Origin of the sequence: Schleiferilactobacillus perolens DSM 12744 (genome assembly GCF_001435585.1) — a bacterium.
GTDB lineage: Bacteria > Bacillota > Bacilli > Lactobacillales > Lactobacillaceae > Schleiferilactobacillus > Schleiferilactobacillus perolens.
Genome location: NZ_AZEC01000003.1, coordinates 297,503 through 320,227 on the forward strand (window position 1 = coordinate 297,503; position 22,725 = coordinate 320,227).

The following is a 22,725-nucleotide window of genomic DNA, read 5'->3' on the forward strand; positions in this document are numbered from 1 at the left end:
GAATAACGACGGCCGCGCTATCCGTTAGCACTAAAAACGGAATGGGGGATACTTTTGGCGAAATTAACGGTGCCCGAATTCAAAGAACAATATAAGAACATGATTCTGCGGCTGTATGCAGAAGATGTGAAAGATTCTGATGCCCATCAGCAATATACCGCATTGGCACTGTGGTTACGGGATTATTATGCACCCTTTCTTAAGGCCACCCGACAGCACTATGAAAACGATCGGGTCAAAGAGGCGTACTACTTTGCCATCGAGTTTTTGCCAGGTCGCATGTTAGAAACTAATATGCTCAATCTTGGCGTCACTGATGTCGTCACGACAGCGATGATGCAAATGGGTTTGGACATGGACAAAGTGGTCGATGCTGAACCTGATCCGGGATTGGGCAACGGCGGTTTGGGCCGATTAGGCTCAGAGTTTTTGGACAGCGCCGCGGCGTTGCACATGCCCCTCAATGGTAACGGCATTCGCTATCAGTACGGCTTGTTCCGTCAGTCGTTTGTGAACGGCTATCAAGTGGAGATGCCGGATGATTGGTTGCGGAATGGCAACGCCTGGGAAGTGCGGAAAGAAAACCGGGCTTGTTTGGTCCGCTTTGGTGGGAATACATGGTTAGCTGAAGATGCCTTCGGACGGCTTGTACCCCATTATGAGAACACTACGGACGTGTTGGCGGTACCTTATGATACCGGGGTAGTGGGGTACCAAAATCAAACAGTGAACACATTCCGGTTATGGAGTGCCGAACTGCCTACTGATCCAGCGGTCACATACACATTGCAGCAAAAAGAAGAAGTCAACGAAATCACTGAAATCCTCTATCCCGACGATTCCAACTATGAGGGCCGTCTGTTGCGTTTGAAACAGGAGTACTTCCTAGTTTCGGCGGGTGTACAAAGTATTGTGCGGCATTACCGCAAACATCACCGTAGTTTGAACCATATGGATGCCACGGTGGCGATCCATATTAACGATACCCATCCGGCCATGGCTATTCCTGAGATGATGCGGATCCTAATGGATGAAGAATTCATGAGTTGGGATCAAGCCTGGGCAATCACGACGAAAGTAATGAGTTATACCAACCACACATTGTTATCCGAATCGCTGGAAACTTGGCCTCAAGATATGGTTGCCCAGACCGTGCCGCGGATTTATCAGATCATTCAAGAAATTGACCGCCGTTTCCGGGAGCTGCAAACACCGGTGTATGGTGCGGATCGGGTCAATCGGTGCGCCCCTTTGGGTGACGGGACTGTGCGGATGGCTTATCTGGCCGTCATTGGTTCTCACTCCGTCAATGGCGTGGCCAAACTGCACACCGAGTTGCTGGAAAAGGATGTCTTAAAGGATCTGTACCGGATTTATCCGGCCCGGTTCAACAATAAGACCAATGGGATTACGATGCGGCGCTGGCTGCAAATTGCCAATCCAGCACTGACTCATTTGCTTAACGAAAAGTTGAACGGTGACTGGTGTCATCGGCCGCTGGACATCATGGGCGTGCAATCCTTTGCCAAAGATCCCACATTCCTCAAAGAACTGCAAGAAGTGAAGCATAAGAACAAAGTGGCATTGGCTAAAAAGATTCGGGCCCGGGAAAACATCTCCGTGGATCCGGAACATGCCATTTTCGATGTTCAGATCAAACGGCTGCATGCCTACAAGCGGCAACTGTTGCACGCGCTCTTTATCATTGATGAGTATCAACAGATCAAAGCCGGCCAACCGCTATCGGTACCGCGGGTGCACATTTTTAGTGCCAAGGCCGCACCGAGTTATTACTACGCTAAGGAAATTATTAAGCTGATCAATGAGATTGCCAATACGGTGAATCACGATCCGGCTGTGGGAGACCAATTAAAGGTCGTCTTTGTACCCAACTATGGGGTTTCGGAAGCGGAAGACATGATTCCGGCGGCGGATGTATCAGAACAAATTTCGCTGGCGGGTAAAGAAGCATCTGGGACCAGCAACATGAAGCTGATGGCCAACGGTGCGATTACGTTAGCCACTATGGACGGTGCCAACATTGAAATCGCTGATGCGGTGGGTGAGGACAATATCGTCACCTTCGGCATGACGGTGGATGAAGTGGGCGCTTACACCAATTATTCATCTCAAGCAATTTTTGACAGTGACAAGCACTTGCAGAAAGTTGTGAATGCGCTGATCGACGGGACGATCCCGAACATCACGCGGGAAGGGCGAGACATTTATAATTCGTTGCTGCAATACAACGATGAGTATTTCGTCTTGGCCGATTACGAGAGTTATGTGAAAGCTCAGGATAAGATTTCGACGTTGTATCAGGATCCTGAAAAGTGGTACAGCATGGCGTGTATCAATATCGCAAAGTCGGGGCAATTCTCATCTGATTTGACGATTGCGCGGTATGGTGACGATATCTGGCATCTGACGCGGGATCAGGTGGGTGTGAACTAGTTTCTCATCGACCGGGTCGCGAAGTTTGTCTCGCACCATAACAATAGAGTCTGGCAAAAATTCCAGGCTCTATTTTTTTACTTTTAAATCAACTGGGAAATCACGGACTTCACCGTTTCGAATCGCTTGTTGCAGGCTGCTCAGTTCATGTTCGACATGGCCGCGGCCGAGATCTGTTTGGAACCAGTTATTGGGTTTGGTGGCAGGATCAGTGGTACCACGGAAGCTGTATTGGATGTGTTCGGGAAAATAGGAACGCATCATGTGGTACAAGCGATTCATGTGGTAAGCATTGGTCACTAAAATGATCCGCTGCACATGGTCCAGACCGATCGCTTCGCTCACGAGCGGTAAAGAAAATTGAACGTTTTGCAGAGTGTACAGAGACTGTGTTTCAGTCAAAATATCAGCTGCCGGCACCCCTTGGCGTTGGGCCGCCGCGGCCAAGGCCACAGCTTCGCCTTGGGGTTGATCGGTCCAGACATGACCGCCGGAAATGAGCAGCTTCTTGGCGCGGCCGTCTTGATAGAGGGACACAGCAGTAGGCAAGCGTAATGAAAGCGCCATTCGGCTGCCCGCCAGAAAAATCAAATCTGCTTTCTGACCGTCGTCTGAATAACGAAAAATCAACGCGGTCCGTTGAGCATCCGTTAAGTGGTCAAGATCAAGTTCTGAAAACTGCATCAAACGTGTCCTTTCTGTTAATCAGTGAAAGTTTCTTTGCGCACCCGTTTCCACTTTCGAATCTTGGTTCGGAAGGTCCGGAACGGAGCGACGGTGTTGATATGAACCCATTTCCAAAGCGGCCATTGGGCGGTGTTGTTTGCCCATTGCCGTTGACCGGGGTCAAAGAATTCAGCATTCGATAAAGTTGCCAACCATTTGGTAATTGCTGCGACGTTATCGATGAGGTGCCGCTGTAACGCAGCTAAGTTTTCATTCGCATATTGGGCATAGAATTCTTGGTAAAGGCCGCCCAAATTATTCCACTTGTAGTCCGGAGCTGGAGTCTGCACCGCCAGTCCCGCTTTTTCTTGGCGTTCCCAATCCAACAACAATGCCGTCCAGCCCACATTATAAGCCAACATTTCTCCCGGCGTCCGCTCCACTCCCGCAAGCCGGAGATCCCGCTCATTTTCAGGAATATCTGAAAACTCGGCAATAAATTTATTCAAAGTTAACTGAATTGCATCAATCAGTGCCTGTTGGTCATGATAAGCTTGCATGAATCGATCAACTCCTGGAATTAGTGGTAAGTACAATTTCCATTCTAAGGGAAATGGGGAACCATCGCGACCGGTTTAAGAGAAATTTTGAAGTGATGGGGATATAGTGGCAATGCGGAGCAATCGGAGGCTGAAATGGGCTCAGCTGTGGAAACTGCACCGCGCGCTTTTTGCGCGGATGCAGTTAGGCGTGTTTGAGACCGCGCACTTTGCGGGCTCAAACCGCCGTCACAGCGTTCCAGCCCATTTCAGCCGGAGATTGCGCAGCATTGGCACGGCGGGGAGAGGCCGATTACCGCGGCTCGCGTAAACGGGCTCCGCCGACCAGGGGCTAGGGCGTAAGAGCCAAGGCACATAAAACCTCAGACCGGGTTTTCTGCGCCTTGGCTCTTACGCCTCGCCCCTAACCGGTCGGCTGCGCCCTCTCTCTGTAAGCACTAAATTGGTATTCCCCACCCGGACGGCTATAATGACGGAGTATTGTATAATCAAGATATCATTCAGCGCACCCGTTCTCGTAAAGGAGCTTTTCCCATGATTTTTTATAATTCATTCAACCGCGATTGCCGCGACCGTATCGGTGCCATCGTTGTCGGCAGCAGTGAAACCTTACGGATCCAAATCACCGATGTGCCTGTGGAGGCCGTCGCTATTGAAATTTTTGCCGACGGTCAGGACCACAAAGATGCCCAGCGCGTCCGCATGCAAGCCGCCGCAGATAATTGGTATGAGGGCAAGCTGACACCGCCCACCACTGGTCTGTATTTCTACCGGTTTGTCATTACCACTGCTCAGCAGTCTTTGTACTATGCTCCCAAGAGCAAGACTTATGGCGGCGACGGTGAGGTGTTCCGCGAGGCGGATACCGGGTATTATCAACTGACTGTCCTAGATCATGAAGAAACGTTGCCCGAATGGTATCGCCACGCCATTTTTTATCATATTTTCGTGGATCGTTTCAACAATGGCAACGCCGACGGGCAAGTGAACCATCCTAAGCCCAACAGCTTCATTTACGGTACCCATGAGGACCTGCCGTATTATGTGAAAGACGCCAATGGCCAGATTGTTCGTTGGGACTTTTACGGCGGCAACTTAGCAGGGATTGAGCAGAAACTACCCTACTTACAGAAGTTGGGGATTACGGCACTATTCTTGAGTCCGATTTTTGCAGCCCGGTCCAATCACCGGTATGACACGGCAGATTATGAAAAAGTGGACAGCATGTTGGGCACCTTGGCCGATTTTGATCACTTCCTGGCGGCTGTCCACCAAGCAGGCATGCATGTTATTTTGGATGGTGTTTTCAATCATGTCGGGGCCGACTCCAAGTATTTTGACCTGTACCATACCTATGAACCGCGTAATGGGGCGACGGATTCACCGAATAGTCCGTATTACGACTGGTTTACGTTCACCCAATATCCTGAAAAGTACAATTCTTGGTGGGGCGTGGGAGATTTGCCCACCATCAACAAGGATTCCACCAGCTTCCACCACTATATCGCCGATCCGCAGACCGGGATTGTCTCGTATTGGACGAAACGCGGTGTCGATGGCTGGCGGTTGGATGTCGCTGACGAATTGGAAGACTCGTTCATTGGCCAAATTCGAACAGCTGCTGATCAATATCCGGACCGGGTACTGATTGGTGAAGTTTGGGAAGACGCCTCGAATAAAATTGCATACGGTAATCGCCATCACTATTTGGAGGGCGGCATGCTGCAGGCAGTCATGAATTATCCGCTGCGCAATCAGCTGGTGGATTTAGTGAACGGCAATTTATCCGTGGACGACTGGGTGCAGGCCGGATTGACCTTGAAAGAGCATTATCCCCAAAGTGTATTCCAGAACAATTTCAACAATGTGGGCACTCACGATACGGAACGAATCTTGACCTCGTTGGACAACGACACCAAAAAGTTAGCGCTGCTGATCAATCTGTTCTTCGCTGTTCCCGGGGTGCCATGTATTTATTACGGCGATGAAGTCGGAGTGACCGGGGGTAAAGATCCCGATAATCGCCGTTTCTTCCCGTGGGGTAAAGAAAACAATGAGATCCAGGGAATCTATGCGGACGCGATTCATCGACGGCAAACGGACCCCGCGTTGAGCAATGACGCTAATTTTATTCCGTTTTACGGATACCGATGGGGCGGCATTTGGCGGCGATTGACCAACGCTGATGGGAGCATTCAAGATGCCTTAGTGATTTTTAATCCCAATGAAATTCCGATTTTGGCTGATATTCGCCAGCTGCACACGGATTATTTGACAGTGGATCAAGTGGCTTTCTTGCATCAACATATTCAGACCACGCCAATTGCGCCTTACGAGTTCCAGTGGTTAACACCGGATGTGATATAATCGAAACTGAATCTTAACGCGGGTTGAACCGACCAGGTCTGGTTTTTCACAGCCGCTGTACCACGAATCGAAATCAAGAATAGGAGCTTTTTTCATGGCTTTATCGTTGAATGCTTGTATGTTAATCCTGAAGGAACATCATTTATTAAAGAGCAGCGCCATCCAGGGGGATATGGACACGGTCATGACCAGTGTGTCGTATGATTCCCGTCGAGTGCAGCCCAATGGTCTGTTCTTTTGCAAGGGTGAAAATTTCCGCACCATCTATCTGACCATGGCCAAGGACAAGGGCGCGATTACATATGTCGCCGAACAGCCTTTTCCAGAGGGCAAAGGCATGAATGCCTTTATCGTGCGGAATGTACAAAAGGCCATGGCCCTGTTGGCGGCGGCTTACTACAATTACCCGCAAGACGAATTATTCATCATCGCTTACACAGGTACAAAGGGTAAGACAACGTCAGCGTATTTCACCAAGGCCATTTTGGACCAAATGAACGGCGGCAAGACTGCGCTCTTTTCCACCATTGATCGGATAGTCGGTCCGAAGCCAGATCAGCGCTTTAAGTCAGATCTGACTACTCCGGAGTCGTTGGACCTGTTCCATGATATGCGTTCTGCGGTGGATAATGGGATGACCCATTTGGTCATGGAAGTCTCCTCCCAGGCGTATCTGAAGTCCCGGGTATTCGGGTTAACTTACGATGTCGGCTTCTTCCTGAACATCACGCCGGATCATATTGGGCCCAACGAGCATCCTAATTTTGCCAATTACTTGCATTGCAAATTGCAATTACTGGTCAATTCGCGGATCTGTGTGATTAACGCGCAAACGGATCACTTCAGTGAAGTATACGCCGCCGCCACGACCACCACGGATCCCGACAGCATCTTTCTATTTGCGAATGCTTCTTATCAAGAACCCCACAATTTGCCCATTGACTTCCGCATGGAAAGCCACGAAGCCGATTTATTTGAATCCCGCTTTACTTTTACACCGGTCACACCTAAGGCTCAATCCTTTGGTGTCCACGGGGATTATCAATTGAAATTGGTCGGGGATTACAACGAATCCAATGCCACAGCAGCCATTATTGGCTCCGCTATGGCCGGTGCAGATACGTACGAAAGCCAAGAAGGATTGAAGAATGTGACCATTCCTGGCCGGATGGAATCTGCACAAGTACCGAGACATGGGGCTGTCTATGTGGACTATGCCCACAATTACGGCAGCATGCAGGCGCTGTTGTCCTTCCTTGTGCGCCAGTACAAGCATCCCCGGATCATCGTGGTTCTGGGTGCGCCCGGCGATAAAGGCGTGTCCCGGCGAGCGGATTTCTCTCGGGTACTGAATGAATATGCCAGTGATGTATTCCTCACCACGGACGATCCAGGTTTCGAAGATCCAGGCGATATTGCTAAAGAAATTGATCGCGGGATTGATCATGGCCAAGTGCATGTCAATATTGAATTGGATCGGCCCACGGCGATTCATGACGCCATCGTGAGTTCCAAACCGGGTGACATTGTGGTTGTCGCCGGGAAGGGCGCAGATCCATATCAAAAGGTCCGAGGCATCGATACCCCGTATCCCACGGACATGGTGGTTGTGCATCAGGTCATCGACCAGCTGTAAGGAGCGAAAAAAATGGAGCATTTCTTCACTGTTATTGGCGGTATGGGTACAGCTGCCACGGAAAGCTATATCCGGTTATTGAACGCTCGAACACCGGCAAAAAAGGATCAGGATTATCTGAACTACATTCTGGTGAACCACGCCACTGTCCCGGATCGGACCAGCTACATTCTGGATCATACCCAGCCAAATTTCTTTCCGCCGCTACTGGCGGACATTAAACAACAGTCTGCGTTGGGTCCAGATTTCATGGTGATCATTTGTAACACCGCGCATTACTTTTACAAAGAGTTGGCCGCTGCCAGCAGTGTGCCGCTGCTGCACATGCCTCATGTGGCGATCAATACGCTGAAGAAGCGGTATCCCAATGCCCATAGAGTGGGGTTGATTGCCACCCAAGGGACCATGGCTGATCACATCTATGAACGAGAAATTACTGACGCCGGTTATGAAGTCGTGCTGGGTGACGGTCATGTGCAGGATCAGGTCACCGAATTGATTTACACTGATATCAAGGAAGGTAACCGGGTGGATGGTGCGTTGTACCACAACATCTTGCGTGAAATGATCGAGGAGAAGGGGTGCGACCTGGTGGTTTTGGGTTGTACAGAGTTGTCGTTAGCCCAAGAGAAGGCCAGTGATCATCCGTATCCGGTCATCGATCCCCAAGATATTATCGTGGATGAATCGATTCGCCTGGCCACCGCTTTTCGCAATGGTCAAACGGTGGATTTTACTGATCTGGTCAAAAAGGATGACCCGCTGTCCCACTAGGCAGATGCCTGCCAACTAATTTGTTTCAGTCAATGTTTCATGCTATGATGCAAAGGAAGGGTCCAATTTATTAATTGGAACGACCTTTGCATCATTTTTTGCATTTATTTTTGTAGATCGGAGACTTCGTCAGAATGGCAGAATTGGCCTATCATCGTGTGTATTCACAACTGACCGCCCAAATCAAAGCGGGTCAATATCCGGATTATCGGTTGCCGGATGAACGTTCTTTGACGGACCAGTTCGGGGTGTCGCGCTCAACAATTAAACGCGCATTGGGCATCCTAGTGAGCCGCGGCATCGTCTTTCAAAAGCAGGGTGCCGGCACTTTTGTGAACCCGCTGTATTTTAAGAGCAAGCCACTTTTCAATTACACTGGCGACAACATCGGCATCACTGACAGCCTGGTGCAAGATGGTCAACAACAGTCTATCCAGGTCCTGCATTTTCATGTGCAAAAAGCCAAGGACGAGATTGCCCAGTCTTTGTTTTTACAACCCAACGATTTTGTCTATCGAATCGAACGCCTGCGCTTAGTTGATGGTCAACCGTTCATGATTGAAATCGGCTATTTGCCGATCCGGTTGGTGCCAGATCTGAATGAAGAAGTGATCCAGGATTCGCTATATACATATTTGGAAAAAGAACAGCACCTCCAGGTGACCAAGTCGTTTCTGAATATTTCTACGGAGCCATCCACGGCGAGCGATCAAAAGCTCCTGCAGCTCAAACCCAATGAACCTGTCGGCGTCATGGAAGGCATCTTCTTCACCGACTCCGGCACCCCAATAGAATTCTCCCGCATGCGTATTCACTACAAGTACATGCAGTACAACAGCTTCGTGTCCCTCTCTTAGTTTTGTAAGCAGAGATGAAATGATGATCCCAGCTAATCTAGTGCCAATGCGTAGCAATCGGAGGTGGCAGGGGGCTCAGTGGTGGGAACAGTAATAAACTTGGCCCGGTCCTGGCCAAGTTTATATACTGTTAGGCGACTTTGAGACCGTGCTCCTCAGCGGGCTCAAAGCGCCGTCACCACTTGCTACGCCTGCGGCTTCGCACTTGCTGCGCTTCGCAGCCCCCTGCCACCGGAGATTGTGCAGCTTTGGCACGGCTGGCACCACAAAATAAAATATCACATGGTCGAATTCCTAAGAAGCGGGTTTCGACCTTTTAATTTACGCTATTTTCCAAGACATATCATGTGCAATCCCACACCCATCCACGCTACGATGAACACGTGACCGGTAAAGTTGATTTCAACAAATGGTACGAACCAATATGCAAATTGGTTGACTTCAATCGTTTACACGGTATAATGAAGAAGAATGCAAAGGTTAGATAAGGGTCTGCCCACACTCGGTTGGCCCGGACTGGAGGGTTTTTAAATGTTGGATCAACAAACAAATACCGATCAATATTCGACACCCGAATACTTCGATCGTCTCAAAAAGTATTGGCAAGCGGCCAATTACATTTCCGTTGGGCAACTCTATCTGAAGGATAACCCGCTGCTCAAGCGGGATCTGAAGCCCACTGACGTCAAGGTTCACCCGATCGGCCACTGGGGCACGATTTCTGGTCAAAACTTTATTTATGCCCACTTGAACCGGGTCATTAACAAATACAATTTGAACATGTTCTACATCGAAGGCCCCGGTCACGGTGGTCAAGTCATGGTTTCAAACTCTTATTTGGATGGCAGCTACACTGAAATTTATCCGCGTATTACGCAAGATACAGAAGGTCTGCAACGTTTGTTCAAACAGTTCTCCTGGCCAGGTGGTGTGGCGTCCCATGCGGCACCCGAAACACCCGGATCTATTCACGAGGGTGGCGAGTTGGGTTATTCCATTTCCCACGCCACAGGGGCTATCTTGGACAATCCAGATGTCATTGCCGCGACAGTTGTGGGTGACGGGGAAGCCGAAACTGGGCCTTTGGCCACTTCCTGGTTCTCCAATGTTTTCATCAATCCTGTCAATGATGGTGCGGTATTACCAATCTTGAACCTGAACGGCTTTAAGATTTCTAACCCAACTATTCTTTCTCGCAAGACCGACGAAGAATTGACTAAGTACTTTGAAGGTATGGGTTGGGATCCGTTATTTGTTGAAGGTGACGATCCTGACAAGTTGAATCCGGAAATGGCCCACGCGATGGATACGGCGATCGAGAAGATCAAGAGTATTCAAGCGGAGGCCCGCAAAGGCAGTGCCGATGATGCGACTCGGCCGGTTTGGCCCGTGATCATCGCCCGTATTCCGAAGGGTTGGACTGGTCCCAAGACTTGGAATGGCGAACCTGTCGAAGGTTCCTTCCGGGCCCACCAGGTACCGATTCCTGTCGACCAAGGCGACATGCAGCATGCCGACGAATTGGTCGAATGGCTGAAGTCATATCACCCGGAAGATTTATTTGATGACAATGGCACTTTGAAACCCGAACTGCGCGCCATTGCCCCCAAGGGTGACCAACGCATGGCCATGAATCCCATCACCAATGGCGGGATTGATCCTAAACCGTTGGCTTTGCCGGATTGGCGTGATTATGCCGTCGATACCAGTACCCCAGGCAAGACTGTCGCACAGGATATGATCGAAATGGGTAAATACGCCCGGGACATCATTAAACTGAACCCGACGAACTTCCGGATCACCGGCCCGGATGAAACCATGTCCAACCGGTTGAACCATGTCTTTGATGTGACCAACCGGCAATGGCTGGAACCCATCAAGCATGGAAACGACCAATTCGAGGCTCCGGCTGGCCGGGTCTTAGACGCCCAGTTGTCTGAACACCAGGCAGAAGGTTGGCTGGAAGGTTATGTACTGACTGGCCGCCATGGTTTCTTCGCTTCCTATGAATCATTCCTGCGGGTCGTCGATTCCATGTTGACTCAGCACTTCAAGTGGATGCGTAAGGCCGATGAATTGGATTGGCGCAAGAAGTACCCGTCCTTGAACATCATCGACAGCTCGACATCCTTCCAACAAGACCATAACGGATACACCCACCAAGATCCGGGTATCTTGACCCATATGGCCGAGAAGAAGGCCAAGTACATCCGGGAATACTTGCCTGCTGATGCCAACTCTTTGCTGGCTGTGATGGACAAGACCATGCGGATGCAGCAAACGGTGAATATTATCGTCACTTCCAAGCACCCGCGTCCGCAATTCTACAGTATTGAGGAAGCTCAACAATTAGTTGAACACGGCTTGAAGATCATCGAATGGGCATCCAATGATGGCCATTCTGAACCAGATGTGGTCTTTGCTGCTGCCGGGACTGAACCGAACTTGGAGACGCTGGCCGCCATCGACATTTTGCACGATGAGTATCCAGACTTGAAGATTCGTTTCATCAACGTCGTCGACTTGCTGAAATTACGCAAGCCAGACGTGGATCCCCGGGGATTGACGGATGAAGAATTCGATAATTACTTCACTAAAGACAAACCGGTCATCTTCGCTTTCCATGGCTACGAAGATTTGATTCGGAACATCTGGTTTGGCCGGCACAACCAGCACGTCCTGATTCACGGTTACCGCGAGAACGGTGATATTACCACACCGTTCGATATCCGGGTAATGAACGAGTTGGATCGGTTCCATATCGCTAAGGATGCCGCCAATGCCGTATACGGTGCCGCAGCGGGTGACTTCGCGTCGAAGATGGATGACACTTTGGCAAAGCACGAGAATTACATTAAGGCCCATGGGACAGACATGCCTGAAGTTAACGATTGGGTATGGCACAACATTAACGAATAATCTGAATTTAAGCACTATCCAAAGCGTCGTGTCGTTCTGTTGATTAATAGAGCGGGATGACGCTTTTTTTGTATCGCGATGAGAGTCAATAAGTAAAAATGAGAACGAATTTTCTTACTGGACAGCTTATCGATTTTTGTAAATCCGCAGTATATCCCATTGTTTGCCGGTATTATACCAATTATCCGTAACGCCGGGATTATGTAAAAAAGTTTCTGAATCCGTTGTATTTCACTGTCTGCTGTGGTATAAATTTCATTAATGTGAGCGTTATATGAGGAGGATGAAGCCATAGTCAAATAAACTCTCAGGTTGTTGTTGCCAAATGTCACCATAGTGGGAGGAATTACATGCAGAAGAAGTTCAAGAGTCAACTGATCCACAGTTTGCTCCTCTGCTCGTTACTTTTAGCCCCCGTCGCCACCGTCGCGAATACGACCGTGGCCCAGGCCGCCGTTGATAATGAAGCAAAGACCGAGCAAACATTGCGGGCTGCTCAGCAATTCGCTGCTTTTTCTAAAGAGGATCAGGCTAACATTAAAGCCCAATTACAGAATCAAGGTATCGACACCGCTAAGTTGTCGGATGCCCAATTAGCCGGGCAAACGGTGAAGGTCATGGTGCAATTGCCAGGAGCCACGGGTAATGCCAAGGCTGGTCGGCAAGTCTTCAGCAAGACATCAATGGCCGATATGAACAAGGCCAGCACGAAGGTGATCAATGGTCAAGGTGCGGCCGCCAAGGCCGCCCAAAAGATTACTGGCAATAAAGTGGTCGCTCGTTTTGGGTATTTGCTGAACGGCTTCACGATTAATGCCAAAGTCAGCCAGATCAGTCAGCTGAAGAAAATCAGCGGCGTCAAAACTGTGGTACCGACGACTGTGTATAAGCCCACGGATAAATGGGGCAACGCAGTCGGTGGGGTGGATCAAGTATGGCAAGATCAAAAGCTAAAAGGGACTGGTACTGAGGTCGCAGTCATTGATACCGGGATCGATCCGACCCATAAAGATTTGCGATTGAGCGATCCGAGCAAGGTGAAATTACCCAAGACCAAGGCTGAATCCTTAATTACGCAGCTGGGTCATGGGAAATGGTATTCTGACAAAGTCCCGTATGCCTACAATTATTCTGATGGAACAGCCAACACGGTCATTGATACTGGTTATGGCGATATGCACGGGATGCACGTGGCTGGGATCATTGGCGCGAATGGTTTGCCCACCAAGGACGAGACCAAGAGCGTCGTCGGTGTCGCCCCAGAAGCCCAAATTTTGGCCATGAAGGTATTCTCCAATACGGCTGGTCATGGGATTACCGACGAACAGATCATTCAAGCTATTGAGGATGCGGACAAGCTGGGGGCTGATGTCATCAACATGTCTCTCGGTTCCTCCGCCGGCTTTGACAGCGACAATGAAACCGAAGCCTTGGCCAAGGCTGCCAAAGATGGGGTTATTCCCGTTGTCGCTGCCAGTAACGATGGCCTGTCCACTTCGGACGATGCCACCAATGTGGTCAATAAAGAGACAACTGCTGACAGCGGTACTGTCGGTAGTCCATCCACCGGTTCTTCTGTGATCTCGGTGGCCTCTGCCCATAACAGTCACCAAGTCAATGCCGTATTATCTGCGACTGGTGATGGGCAAGCAGTATTTGCCAAACCGCAAATGTATCAATTAGCAGATGGCACAGATATCAGCACTTTCAATGGTAAGCAATTATATATCGCCAAAAACGGTAAGGACGGCTTGCCGGGCTTAGGCAATCCAGACGACTTCGATAAGAGCGTCGCCGGGAAGATTGCCGTCGTGGCCCGGGGCAGCATTGCCTTCACGGCTAAACAAGCCAACGCGAAGGCTGCTGGTGCAGCTGGTGTGATCATCATCGATAACAAGGATGAAGCAACCTTGGCCTTCTCATTGGATAAGTCCATACCGACATTTGCCCTCTCCATGGCGGGTGGTAAGGAACTGCTTGCCTTCGCTGAGAAGAAGCCAGCCGCCAAATACACCTTCACTGCGAGCAACGAAGTGGTGGCCGATAGTGACTTTGGTGATTTGTCGAGTTTCACTTCATGGGGCCCGACACCGACATTGAGCTTCAAACCGGACATCACCGCACCGGGCGGTATGGTTTGGTCGTTAGCCAACGATAATAAGTATCAAACGATGCAAGGAACTTCCATGGCGTCGCCATTCATCGCCGGGGTATCCGCACTAATGGCCGAATCCTTGCGTGGCCGGGTACCGAAGGCGGAATTGAGCACTTACGTCAAGACCGCCTTAATGAACACCTCCAAAGTAATGATGGACACGACCCACAAGGACACGGTGGTTTCACCCCGGCGGCAAGGGGCTGGTTTGGTGCAGGCCGAAAAGGCAATTTCCGACCAAGTCTTTGCGACTGGTAATGAAGGTCAGCCTTCTGTGGCTTTGCGACAGATTAAATCCAGCAATACCAGCTTCACGATCCAACTGGATAATGTGTCCAGTAAAGCGGCCCAGTACAAGTTCAACGATTATGGCGGCGTTTGGGCAGATGGCAAGGCCATGAATGAAGCGTCCTACGACGTCAAGCAAGACGGCGCCGGTATTCAAGTGGCCAGTGCCACGGATGCCAAGGGTCAAAGCGTTCTGACCAGCGATGGTCAAATCGCCGTGGCACCAGGCACGAAGGTCACCGTGACCTTTGCACTGTCCCTGCCTGGTTCTGCGACCAACAACTATGTGGAAGGCTTCCTCGGCTTCCAGTCAGCGGATAGCCAGGATGGCACGGCGGCGGATTTAGTCGTCCCGTACATGGGGTATTATGGCGACTGGACCAATCAGCAAGTCTTTGATAAACCAGTTTACGATGAAAATTCCGTTTACGGCACGTCGTACTTCTCCGATGCCGATAAGAATATCCTGGGTCTGTCTGCCGATGGGAAGACAGTGTGGCAGGATACCGTGGCGATTTCGCCGAACGATGACGACAGCCAAGACACTGCGGCACCGACATTTAGCTTGTTCCGGAATGTGGAAAACGCCGAGATCAATATCTACGATCAAGACCCGACGAATAATCCAGGGGCTAAACCGATTCGGACGTTGTACAAAGACCCACAAGTGTTGAAGACTTACTATGACACGACTGCGGGTGCTTACACGAACTATTCGACAGCTGGTCTGACTTGGGATGGGACTGTTTGGGATAGCCAAAAAGGTAAACAGGTGACTGCCCCAGACGGCCAATACTACTACCAGATTTCTGGTGTGCCCGTGGGTGCGGATGAAAGTGCACGGCAGTCTCAGACTCTGAAACTGAAAGTGGACACCAAAGCCCCGACCATTAGTTTGAGCAATCAAGCGTTAGGCCACGACGGCAATGGCAAGTACTTCTTAACAGTGGGGGCGGATGACTTTGGCGGCTCTGGCTTAGCTAACAGCAACACCATTGCGATCACCATCAACGGTCATTCTCATGCTTATCAGCTGCCGGCACTCAGCGGTCCGCAAACCGGCGAAACGGTGAACGTACCAATTACTGATGATCAGCAACTGGCGGCGATTCAAGACGGCCGTAACGAAGTGACTGCGTCCATGAGTGATAACGCCGGCAATATTGGTACCGCTAGCGTGACCACGGATAATACGCAGTTCAATCAAGAAAACCTGTCGCTGTATAACTTGAGTTATGGCCAGACTATTTCCAGCACCACGGAAAATTATGATGCCAAGACCAAGACGATCAGCGTGACAGGCGCTTATACTGGTGCGCAGTTCTACATCAACGGCACTGCCGTGAAACCGGATGAAAAGCAGCAGTTCACGGCTAAAGGTATTGCGGTACCGACCAATGGTGTCTTCGTCTTCAGTCGAGATGCGGATGGTCAAGATGTCATCAAGACCGTGCGGACTCGGGTCGCTACCACAGCGCCGGCAGTCACTTTATCCGGTATCACGGGTAATGCGGCACAATCCACGACCGGCAGCTTCAAGATCGCGGGGACAGCCCAACCGGCTGATAATATTGCCTCTGTTGTGGCTACCAATACCACAACGAAGGCCAAGACGGATCTGACAGGTTCGCTCGCGGCGGGTGCCAATAACACCGCCAGCTTCTCTGGTGATGTGGCGCTGCAATACGGGGCCAACACAATCAGCTTGGCCGTCACGGACAAGGATGGTAATACCACCACGAAGACGATTACAGTACAGTCTAAGGATGATAGCCAATTTGTCGGTGATCACACGAAGATCTTGAACATGAGTAATGATATTGGCCTGGACAGCCTCAATGTGGCCATCAAGGGCGACAAGCACTACGATGCAGAAAAGCATACGTACACGATTGAGGGTACGCTGCGTCGGCCAATTGACAAGAATGGGTTGAAGATCGGTGAAGTGAATGGTCAGCAAACGACGATTCAATGGGATCCGAAGACGTTAGCTTTCAAGGCCACTGTACCGGTGAAGGATAATGCGTTCAACAGTATCCCGATCCAAGTCTTCTACCAAGGCAAGCCAATCTTCAGCGGTTCTGTGCAGTTAATTGTGGATACGACATTACCCACATTGAACTTTGGTAATCACGGGATGACCGTGGATAAAGATGGTGTGTATCACGTGAAGGCGGATGCCAATCCGTTTGTCCTCACGGGTGAAGCCACCGACAACCATGATGGGGCAATGCTGACGATCAATGGCAGCGTCATCGCTAACCAGACATTCACGGCGAACTACCATGATGGCGATAACGGTCAACCAATCAAGTTCTCTGTCCCGCTCTATCTGCAAAGTGGCGATAACTATATTCAAGTCACGATGAATGATGGTGTAGGGAACCAAGTGAAACGGACGATTGATGTCGAGTATTAATCGGCTGTTGTGGGATTAAAAATAAGGAGTTGCCAGCAATTTTGGCAGCTCCTTATTTGTATGAAAAATTAGTTGGTAGAAAGGCGGCCGTGCCAATGCTCCGCAATCTGCGGTGGTCTGGGGCTGGAACGTGGTGACGGCGCTTTGAGCCCGCTGAGGGGCGCGGTCTCAAACACGCCTAACGTCATCAGTGGGCAAAACCGGCCCACTGTCACGTTTCCACCACTGAGCCCCAGACCACCTCCGATTGCTCCGCATTGGCACTGGTTCTGTCACGAATCGAAGCATCGCCGAGGAGCGTAAAAAAAAACACAAAAACAGATGCAGTGTTTTCCACTGATTACTTACTTCTTATCCTTCTTACTGGGATTCGGCGGTAACTTGATGCGGGAAGAGTCGCGTTTTTCTTTTTGAATCTGACTGTCCCGATCGTTTTTCTTGGTAGATTGGGAACTGCTTTCTGAACTTTTCACAGTACTGCTTCCTTTCTGTTCCGTAGACGACGATGGCGATTGCTTAGCCGGGCCGGTTTGACAAGCAGCCAGTCCCAGCACTAACGACATTGTACCTGCGAGTATCAATAAACGTGAGGTCTTACGCACTGCAAATCTCCTCCTTTGTAATTAACTGTTGTACCCATTCTAACCTAATTAATTGGATAAGGGGGTTCCAAGACCGTCACGAGCGTTGCTGGATCTAGTGCCAATGCGGAGCAAGCGGAGGCTGAAATGGGCTCAGCTGTGGAAACCACACCGCGCGCGGTTTTTGCGCGCGGATGTGGTTAGGCGTCTTGAAGACCGCGTACTTTGCGGGCTTCAAGCGCCGTCACAGCGTTCCAGCCCATTTCAGCCGTAGCTTGCGCAGCATTGGCACGGCCGCCAACACCACACAAAAAAAAGACACCGACCCAATCAATCAGTGCCCTTAAACGAATTATTAAAGTGTTTCCCGGAATTGCTGCAACGCATCAGACCAAGCATCCACATCACTATCCGGCATCGCCACATTGCTCAACCAAACAGTCGCCACACCCTTGTCCAGTGATACGTGGATGTCACCACTATAACCATACTGCTGGCCGCCAAATTGATACCATTGACCAGACTTCAACCAGCCATAGCCGTAGTGACCATCCTTAACCGCCAGCGCTTCTTCCCAAGTACTACCCTTGAGCAGTTTGCGGGCTAAGACAGTTTGCGCCCATTTCTCCATATCGTGCAATGAAGAAACCAAACCAGCATCGGTCAAATCAAATTGACCACGGCCGATGATGTCGGGATTATTAGCGATCCACTTGTAGTTTTGGGCGAAGGAATGCTCGGTGCCGAGCTTTGTTTCCGTCATGCCGACTGGATCATACACATAATCCTTTAAAATTGCTTCCACCGGCCGTTCGTCAGTAGCCCGATCCAGGATCTCGCCTAAGAAGACGGCGTTGCTGTCAGAGTATTCAGACTTTTCACCAGGTTTGAAAGCCAACGGTAATTCACCGATGACGTCCAAGACATCCTCAAAGTCCATCCCCTTCAAGTTGTGCTGATCAATTTGCAAAGCCACCCGATCAGTGGGGACTTGTTTGTCGGTATCTTCATAAAACGGCTTGGCAATCACTGCACTGTAACTCGGTAAGCCCGCAGTTTGGTTCATCAATTGCTTAATGCTGATTTCCTTAGCATGGGCATATTCTGGAATGAAATCAGAGACCTTTTGACTCAACTTCAATTGACCATCTTCAACCAACCGCAATAATGCAGCGATGACCAGTTGTTGGCCCAGCGGACCCACGCCAGTCGGTGTTTCTGCTGAGAACGGGACACTCATATCAAATTTAGCATAACCGCCGGCGCCCTCAAACAGGACCTGCGTTTTGTTTACGACCGCCAAAGCCCCATTGAAGTGGTGGGCTTCAATGAGCTTTTTTAACTCTGAAAAATTCTTTGTCAATTCCGCCATCAAAAATCCCTCCATAAATTTAGATTCACGACTCACCTATATTGTACTGCTGATTGAACAAATGTGAACACTTTCAACCTTTAAACAACAAATTACGAAACAACGAGGATGACTGTCACTCGGAAAACAACGTTAACCGGCGATGCCAGAGCGTCCAAAGGAGGACCAAGGTCACAAAAACAATACCGATGGCCACCGCCGCGATTTCAAACAGGGTGGTGTAGGCGGTAGCTTCAATCACCGCCCCGCCAAACAATGGTCCCAATGCGCGACCGGCCGATGCCCAGGCGTTGACCATTCCTTGATAGCGACCCTTCAATGCCCGCGGAGTCAAATCATTGACCATTGCTGGAATCGCTGGGAAAGCCGTCGCCTCGCCCATCGTCAGCACCGTCATCGCCAACACGAACCAGGGATAGCTGTGGGCAAAAATGAGGACCACAAAGGACAGTGCCACCATTGCGATGCCAAAGAAAATTTGGTAAATGAGATATTTACCGTCTCGGGAGAACCAGTTCAAAATGGCTTGGATGGCCACGATCAAGCCCGCGTTCAACGTCCACAGAATGCTATACCGGCTCAAAGGAATGCCCAGATCGGTCATGTAAACCGACAAATTGGAAGTCCATTGCTGGTACATTGTCCAGATAATGAGCAAGGAAATAAAAAACGCAAATAACAGCCAATGATTAAAATGCGGCAGGGTGACTGTTGCCGCTGGCTCGCCGGTGCGCGGCCGGTGTCTGCGGGGTCGACGGGCGACTGGGCGAAATTGCGTGGTCACCACGGTGAGAAAGAACGCGAAGAGGGCGGCGGCGATGACAAAGAGCAGTGTCACGCTAATGTGATACACGTATCCCACAATGGCCGTGCCTCCGACTACGCCGAGATTCTGGGCGAAATATAACATGTTGAACACATAGCGGCCATCATAATGGTGAATGCTGGTCCCGATGGCGTTGACCAGGGTTAAGTTCCACCCGGAAGCGACGCCTAAAGCCACCAGTAATGCCGCAAACAGTGGCCAACCATGGAAGAAAATCAAGAGGATCAGTGTGCCCATGGCCGTGGCCACACCGCCTACCAGCAACCAATAAGGATTGCGCCGATCATAGGCCAACCCGGCCACATAGCTGCCCGCCACGCTGGCCAATGAATTCAACAGCAGCACCACACCCACCACAGTCAGCGAAATGCCCAAACGATTATGTAAGTAAATACTGGTTAATGGCCAAATGAAACTCATGCCCACACTGCTCAGGAACGAACCCAACAACAACCAGCGCAGCTTGATTTCCTGCATGTCATCACCATTCTTTCTGAAAAAAGTCGATAGGCATATTTTAGCGGGAAAAAGGTGAATCGCCAAACCCAATTTGCGGATACTGACGGTTTTCTTCACAGCATATTGGCAGTATCCCACGAGAATCTCTGGTATTATTGAAATTAACCAATAGACGGATTGTACCAAGTGTTTGCACTTGGTCAGAAAGGACAAATCGTTTTGAAAATATTGACTGCCGTTGTGCCGTGTTACAATTCCGAAGATTATATGAGCCGGTGCATCGAGGCCTTGCTCACAGGCGGCGACGCAATGGAAATCATTGTGGTGGATGATGGCTCCAGCGACGCTACGGGCGCAATTGCTGATCGTTATGCCCGCGAAAATCCCCAGACTGTCCGCGCCATCCATCAGCCCAATGGCGGTCATGGAGCGGCGATCAACACAGGTTTGGCAGCAGCCACAGGCACTTACTTTAAAGTGGTCGATAGTGATGATTGGTTGGACCCGGCCGCTTTGCAGAAGGCCTTGGCGCTTCTCCAAACCCCTACGATGGATATGCTGATTGCCAATTACGTCTACGACAAAGTCGGCAAACGCCACAAACGGGCGATGCGCTATCGCCATCACTTACCCCAGGACCGGATCTTCGGCTGGGATAGTGTGCATTTGCCGACAGGTAAGTATTTGCTGATGCACTCCGTGATTTTCAAAACCGCTATCTTACAGAAAATGAACCTGACTTTACTGCGCCATACATTCTACGTCGATAATTTATTTGTATTTGAACCATTACCGCATGTCCACACGATGCAGTACATCGATGTCGACTTGTACCACTATTTCATTGGCCGGGCCGATCAGTCGGTGAATGAAAACGTGATGATCAAACGCATCGATCAACAATTGCGGGTCAACCGCGACATGATTACCTACTACGCCCAGGTTAAGCCCGCCAACAAGCGGTTGGATCGCTACATGCGCAGCTACGTGGCCATCGTCACTGGGATTTCTTCCATTGTGCTGCTCAATGATGGCTCAGAGGACTCCCTGGCCGAACTGCGTGGGCTTTGGCACTTCATGCGGGTGAACGATGAACCGCTCTACCGCAGCGTCCGGCACAGTGTCGTGGGGCGGGGAATCAATTTACCAGGCCGATACGGCCGTCAGATGACCCTCAGTTTTTATCACTTGTTGCAACGATTCTATAGCTTTAATTAGGGGGAACAGTATGAAAATTTTGGTGGTTGGTGCTGGTTTGTTCGGTGCTGTAGTGGCCCGCGAACGTGCTTTGGCAGGGGACAGTGTCACCGTGATTGAGAAACGACCGCATATTGCCGGGAACATCTATACCGAACCAGTTGCCGGCATTCAAGTCCATCGCTATGGGGCGCATATTTTCCACACTAAGAGTCAGCGGATCTGGAATTATGTGCAGCAGTTTGCGGAATTCAACCGGTATACAAATGAACCGATTGCCAACTATCACGGTAAAATCTATAACCTGCCCTTCAACATGAATACCTTCTATGAGATGTGGGGCGTGACTACCCCCGCGCAGGCACAGGCAAAGATCGCTGAACAGCGGCAGATACTAGCCGGTAAGACCCCACGGAACTTGGAAGAGCAGGCCATTTCTTTGGTGGGGACCGATATTTACCAGACATTAATTAAAGACTATACCGCGAAACAATGGGGCAGAGCACCCAAAGAATTGCCAGCATTCATCATTCGCCGACTGCCTGTCCGCTTCACATACGACAACAATTACTTTGACGATCCTTATCAAGGCATTCCGATTGGCGGTTATACCCAGATCGTCGAGGGCATGTTAGCCCAGCCAGGTATTACGGTCGCGCTCAACACCGATTTTTTTTAAAAAAAGGCACAGTACCTGCACGATTTTGACCGGGTTGTCTTCACCGGCATGATCGACCAATTCTTCGATTATTCACTGGGCACCTTGGCTTACCGCAGTTTACGCTTTGAAACTGAATTGCTGGACATACCTAATTATCAAGGCAATGCCGTCGTCAATTATACCGACGCCCAAACCCCTTTCACCCGTATTATTGAACACAAGCATTTCGAATTCGGCACCAGTAATCGTCATCAAACCATCATTACGAAGGAATATCCAATGACTTGGGAAAAGGGATTAGAACCCTATTATCCAGTTAATGACCAGCAAAACGACGCGCTGTTCCAACAATACCGCCACCTAGCGACCCAAACCGCCGCCACCGTCATTTTCGGCGGCCGCCTCGGCGCCTACCGCTACTACAACATGGACCAAGCCATCGCCGCCGCCCTACAAATTGTCTACAATAAAGACTTATTCCACTAAAAAGATCCTCCAATGGCCAGAACTGTGAAGTGCCCCATAATTGTTAGA

13 protein-coding genes and 1 pseudogene are annotated in these 22,725 nt (G+C 50.1%); 9 read left to right on the forward strand and 5 right to left on the reverse strand.

Features of this window, described 5'->3' with window-relative positions; translation table 11 throughout:
* Positions 1-54: 54 nt before the first annotated feature.
* Entirely contained in the window at positions 55-2,454 is a 2,400-nt protein-coding gene (locus FD09_RS05110) for a glycogen/starch/alpha-glucan phosphorylase (RefSeq protein ID WP_268873282.1), read from the forward strand.
* A 69-nt stretch (positions 2,455-2,523) separates the two neighbouring features.
* Here FD09_RS05110 and FD09_RS05115 read toward each other — a convergent pair whose 3' ends face one another.
* Together FD09_RS05115 and FD09_RS05120 are read right to left on the reverse strand one after the other, a co-directional pair.
* Positions 2,524-3,138 carry a YdcF family protein gene (locus FD09_RS05115; protein WP_057818998.1) on the reverse strand — a complete coding sequence of 205 codons (615 nt, stop codon included), beginning with the start codon at positions 3,136-3,138 and terminating at the stop codon, positions 2,524-2,526.
* Between the two features lie 17 nt (positions 3,139-3,155).
* Complete coding sequence (locus FD09_RS05120) at positions 3,156-3,680, reverse strand: ClbS/DfsB family four-helix bundle protein (RefSeq protein ID WP_057819000.1); 525 nt, start codon at positions 3,678-3,680, stop codon at positions 3,156-3,158.
* Between the two features lie 534 nt (positions 3,681-4,214).
* Between FD09_RS05120 and FD09_RS05125 the strand changes: the two genes are divergently transcribed.
* From FD09_RS05125 to FD09_RS05150, 6 genes are all read left to right on the forward strand, one after another.
* Positions 4,215-6,047, forward strand: a complete 1,833-nt coding sequence (locus FD09_RS05125; protein WP_057819002.1) for a glycoside hydrolase family 13 protein — start codon at positions 4,215-4,217, stop codon at positions 6,045-6,047.
* Positions 6,048-6,141: 94 nt separating this feature from the next.
* Complete coding sequence (locus FD09_RS05130; RefSeq protein WP_057819004.1) at positions 6,142-7,683, forward strand: UDP-N-acetylmuramoyl-L-alanyl-D-glutamate--2,6-diaminopimelate ligase; 1,542 nt, start codon at positions 6,142-6,144, stop codon at positions 7,681-7,683.
* Between the two features lie 12 nt (positions 7,684-7,695).
* Positions 7,696-8,457: an aspartate/glutamate racemase family protein gene (locus FD09_RS05135; protein WP_057819006.1), complete on the forward strand. Its 762-nt coding sequence runs from the start codon at positions 7,696-7,698 to the stop codon at positions 8,455-8,457.
* Positions 8,458-8,591: 134 nt separating this feature from the next.
* The gene (locus tag FD09_RS05140) at positions 8,592-9,314 is read left to right on the forward strand and encodes a GntR family transcriptional regulator (protein ID WP_057819008.1); all 723 of its coding nucleotides are present in this window, start codon (positions 8,592-8,594) and stop codon (positions 9,312-9,314) included.
* Positions 9,315-9,845: 531 nt separating this feature from the next.
* Entirely contained in the window at positions 9,846-12,233 is a 2,388-nt protein-coding gene (locus FD09_RS05145; RefSeq protein WP_157053685.1) for a phosphoketolase family protein, read from the forward strand.
* A gap of 350 nt (positions 12,234-12,583) precedes the next feature.
* Positions 12,584-17,095: a S8 family serine peptidase gene (locus FD09_RS05150; RefSeq protein ID WP_057819010.1), complete on the forward strand. Its 4,512-nt coding sequence runs from the start codon at positions 12,584-12,586 to the stop codon at positions 17,093-17,095.
* Between the two features lie 344 nt (positions 17,096-17,439).
* On the opposite strand, the gene FD09_RS16230 is transcribed toward FD09_RS05150, so the two are convergent.
* The 3 genes from FD09_RS16230 to FD09_RS05160 form a co-directional block, all read right to left on the reverse strand.
* Positions 17,440-17,697: a hypothetical protein gene (locus tag FD09_RS16230; protein WP_157053686.1), complete on the reverse strand. Its 258-nt coding sequence runs from the start codon at positions 17,695-17,697 to the stop codon at positions 17,440-17,442.
* A 334-nt stretch (positions 17,698-18,031) separates the two neighbouring features.
* Entirely contained in the window at positions 18,032-19,048 is a 1,017-nt protein-coding gene (locus FD09_RS05155) for a serine hydrolase domain-containing protein (RefSeq protein WP_057819012.1), read from the reverse strand.
* A 115-nt stretch (positions 19,049-19,163) separates the two neighbouring features.
* A complete protein-coding gene (locus FD09_RS05160) occupies positions 19,164-20,351 on the reverse strand; it encodes an MFS transporter (RefSeq protein ID WP_057819014.1) in 1,188 nt (395 codons plus the stop codon).
* A gap of 201 nt (positions 20,352-20,552) precedes the next feature.
* On the opposite strand from FD09_RS05160, the gene FD09_RS05165 reads away from it, so the two are divergent.
* Positions 20,553-21,551, forward strand: coding sequence for a glycosyltransferase family 2 protein (locus FD09_RS05165; RefSeq protein ID WP_057819016.1), 999 nt, complete (start codon positions 20,553-20,555; stop codon positions 21,549-21,551).
* Positions 21,552-21,561: 10 nt separating this feature from the next.
* Positions 21,562-22,677: pseudogene (glf, locus tag FD09_RS05170) on the forward strand (UDP-galactopyranose mutase).
* Positions 22,678-22,725: the final 48 nt, after the last annotated feature.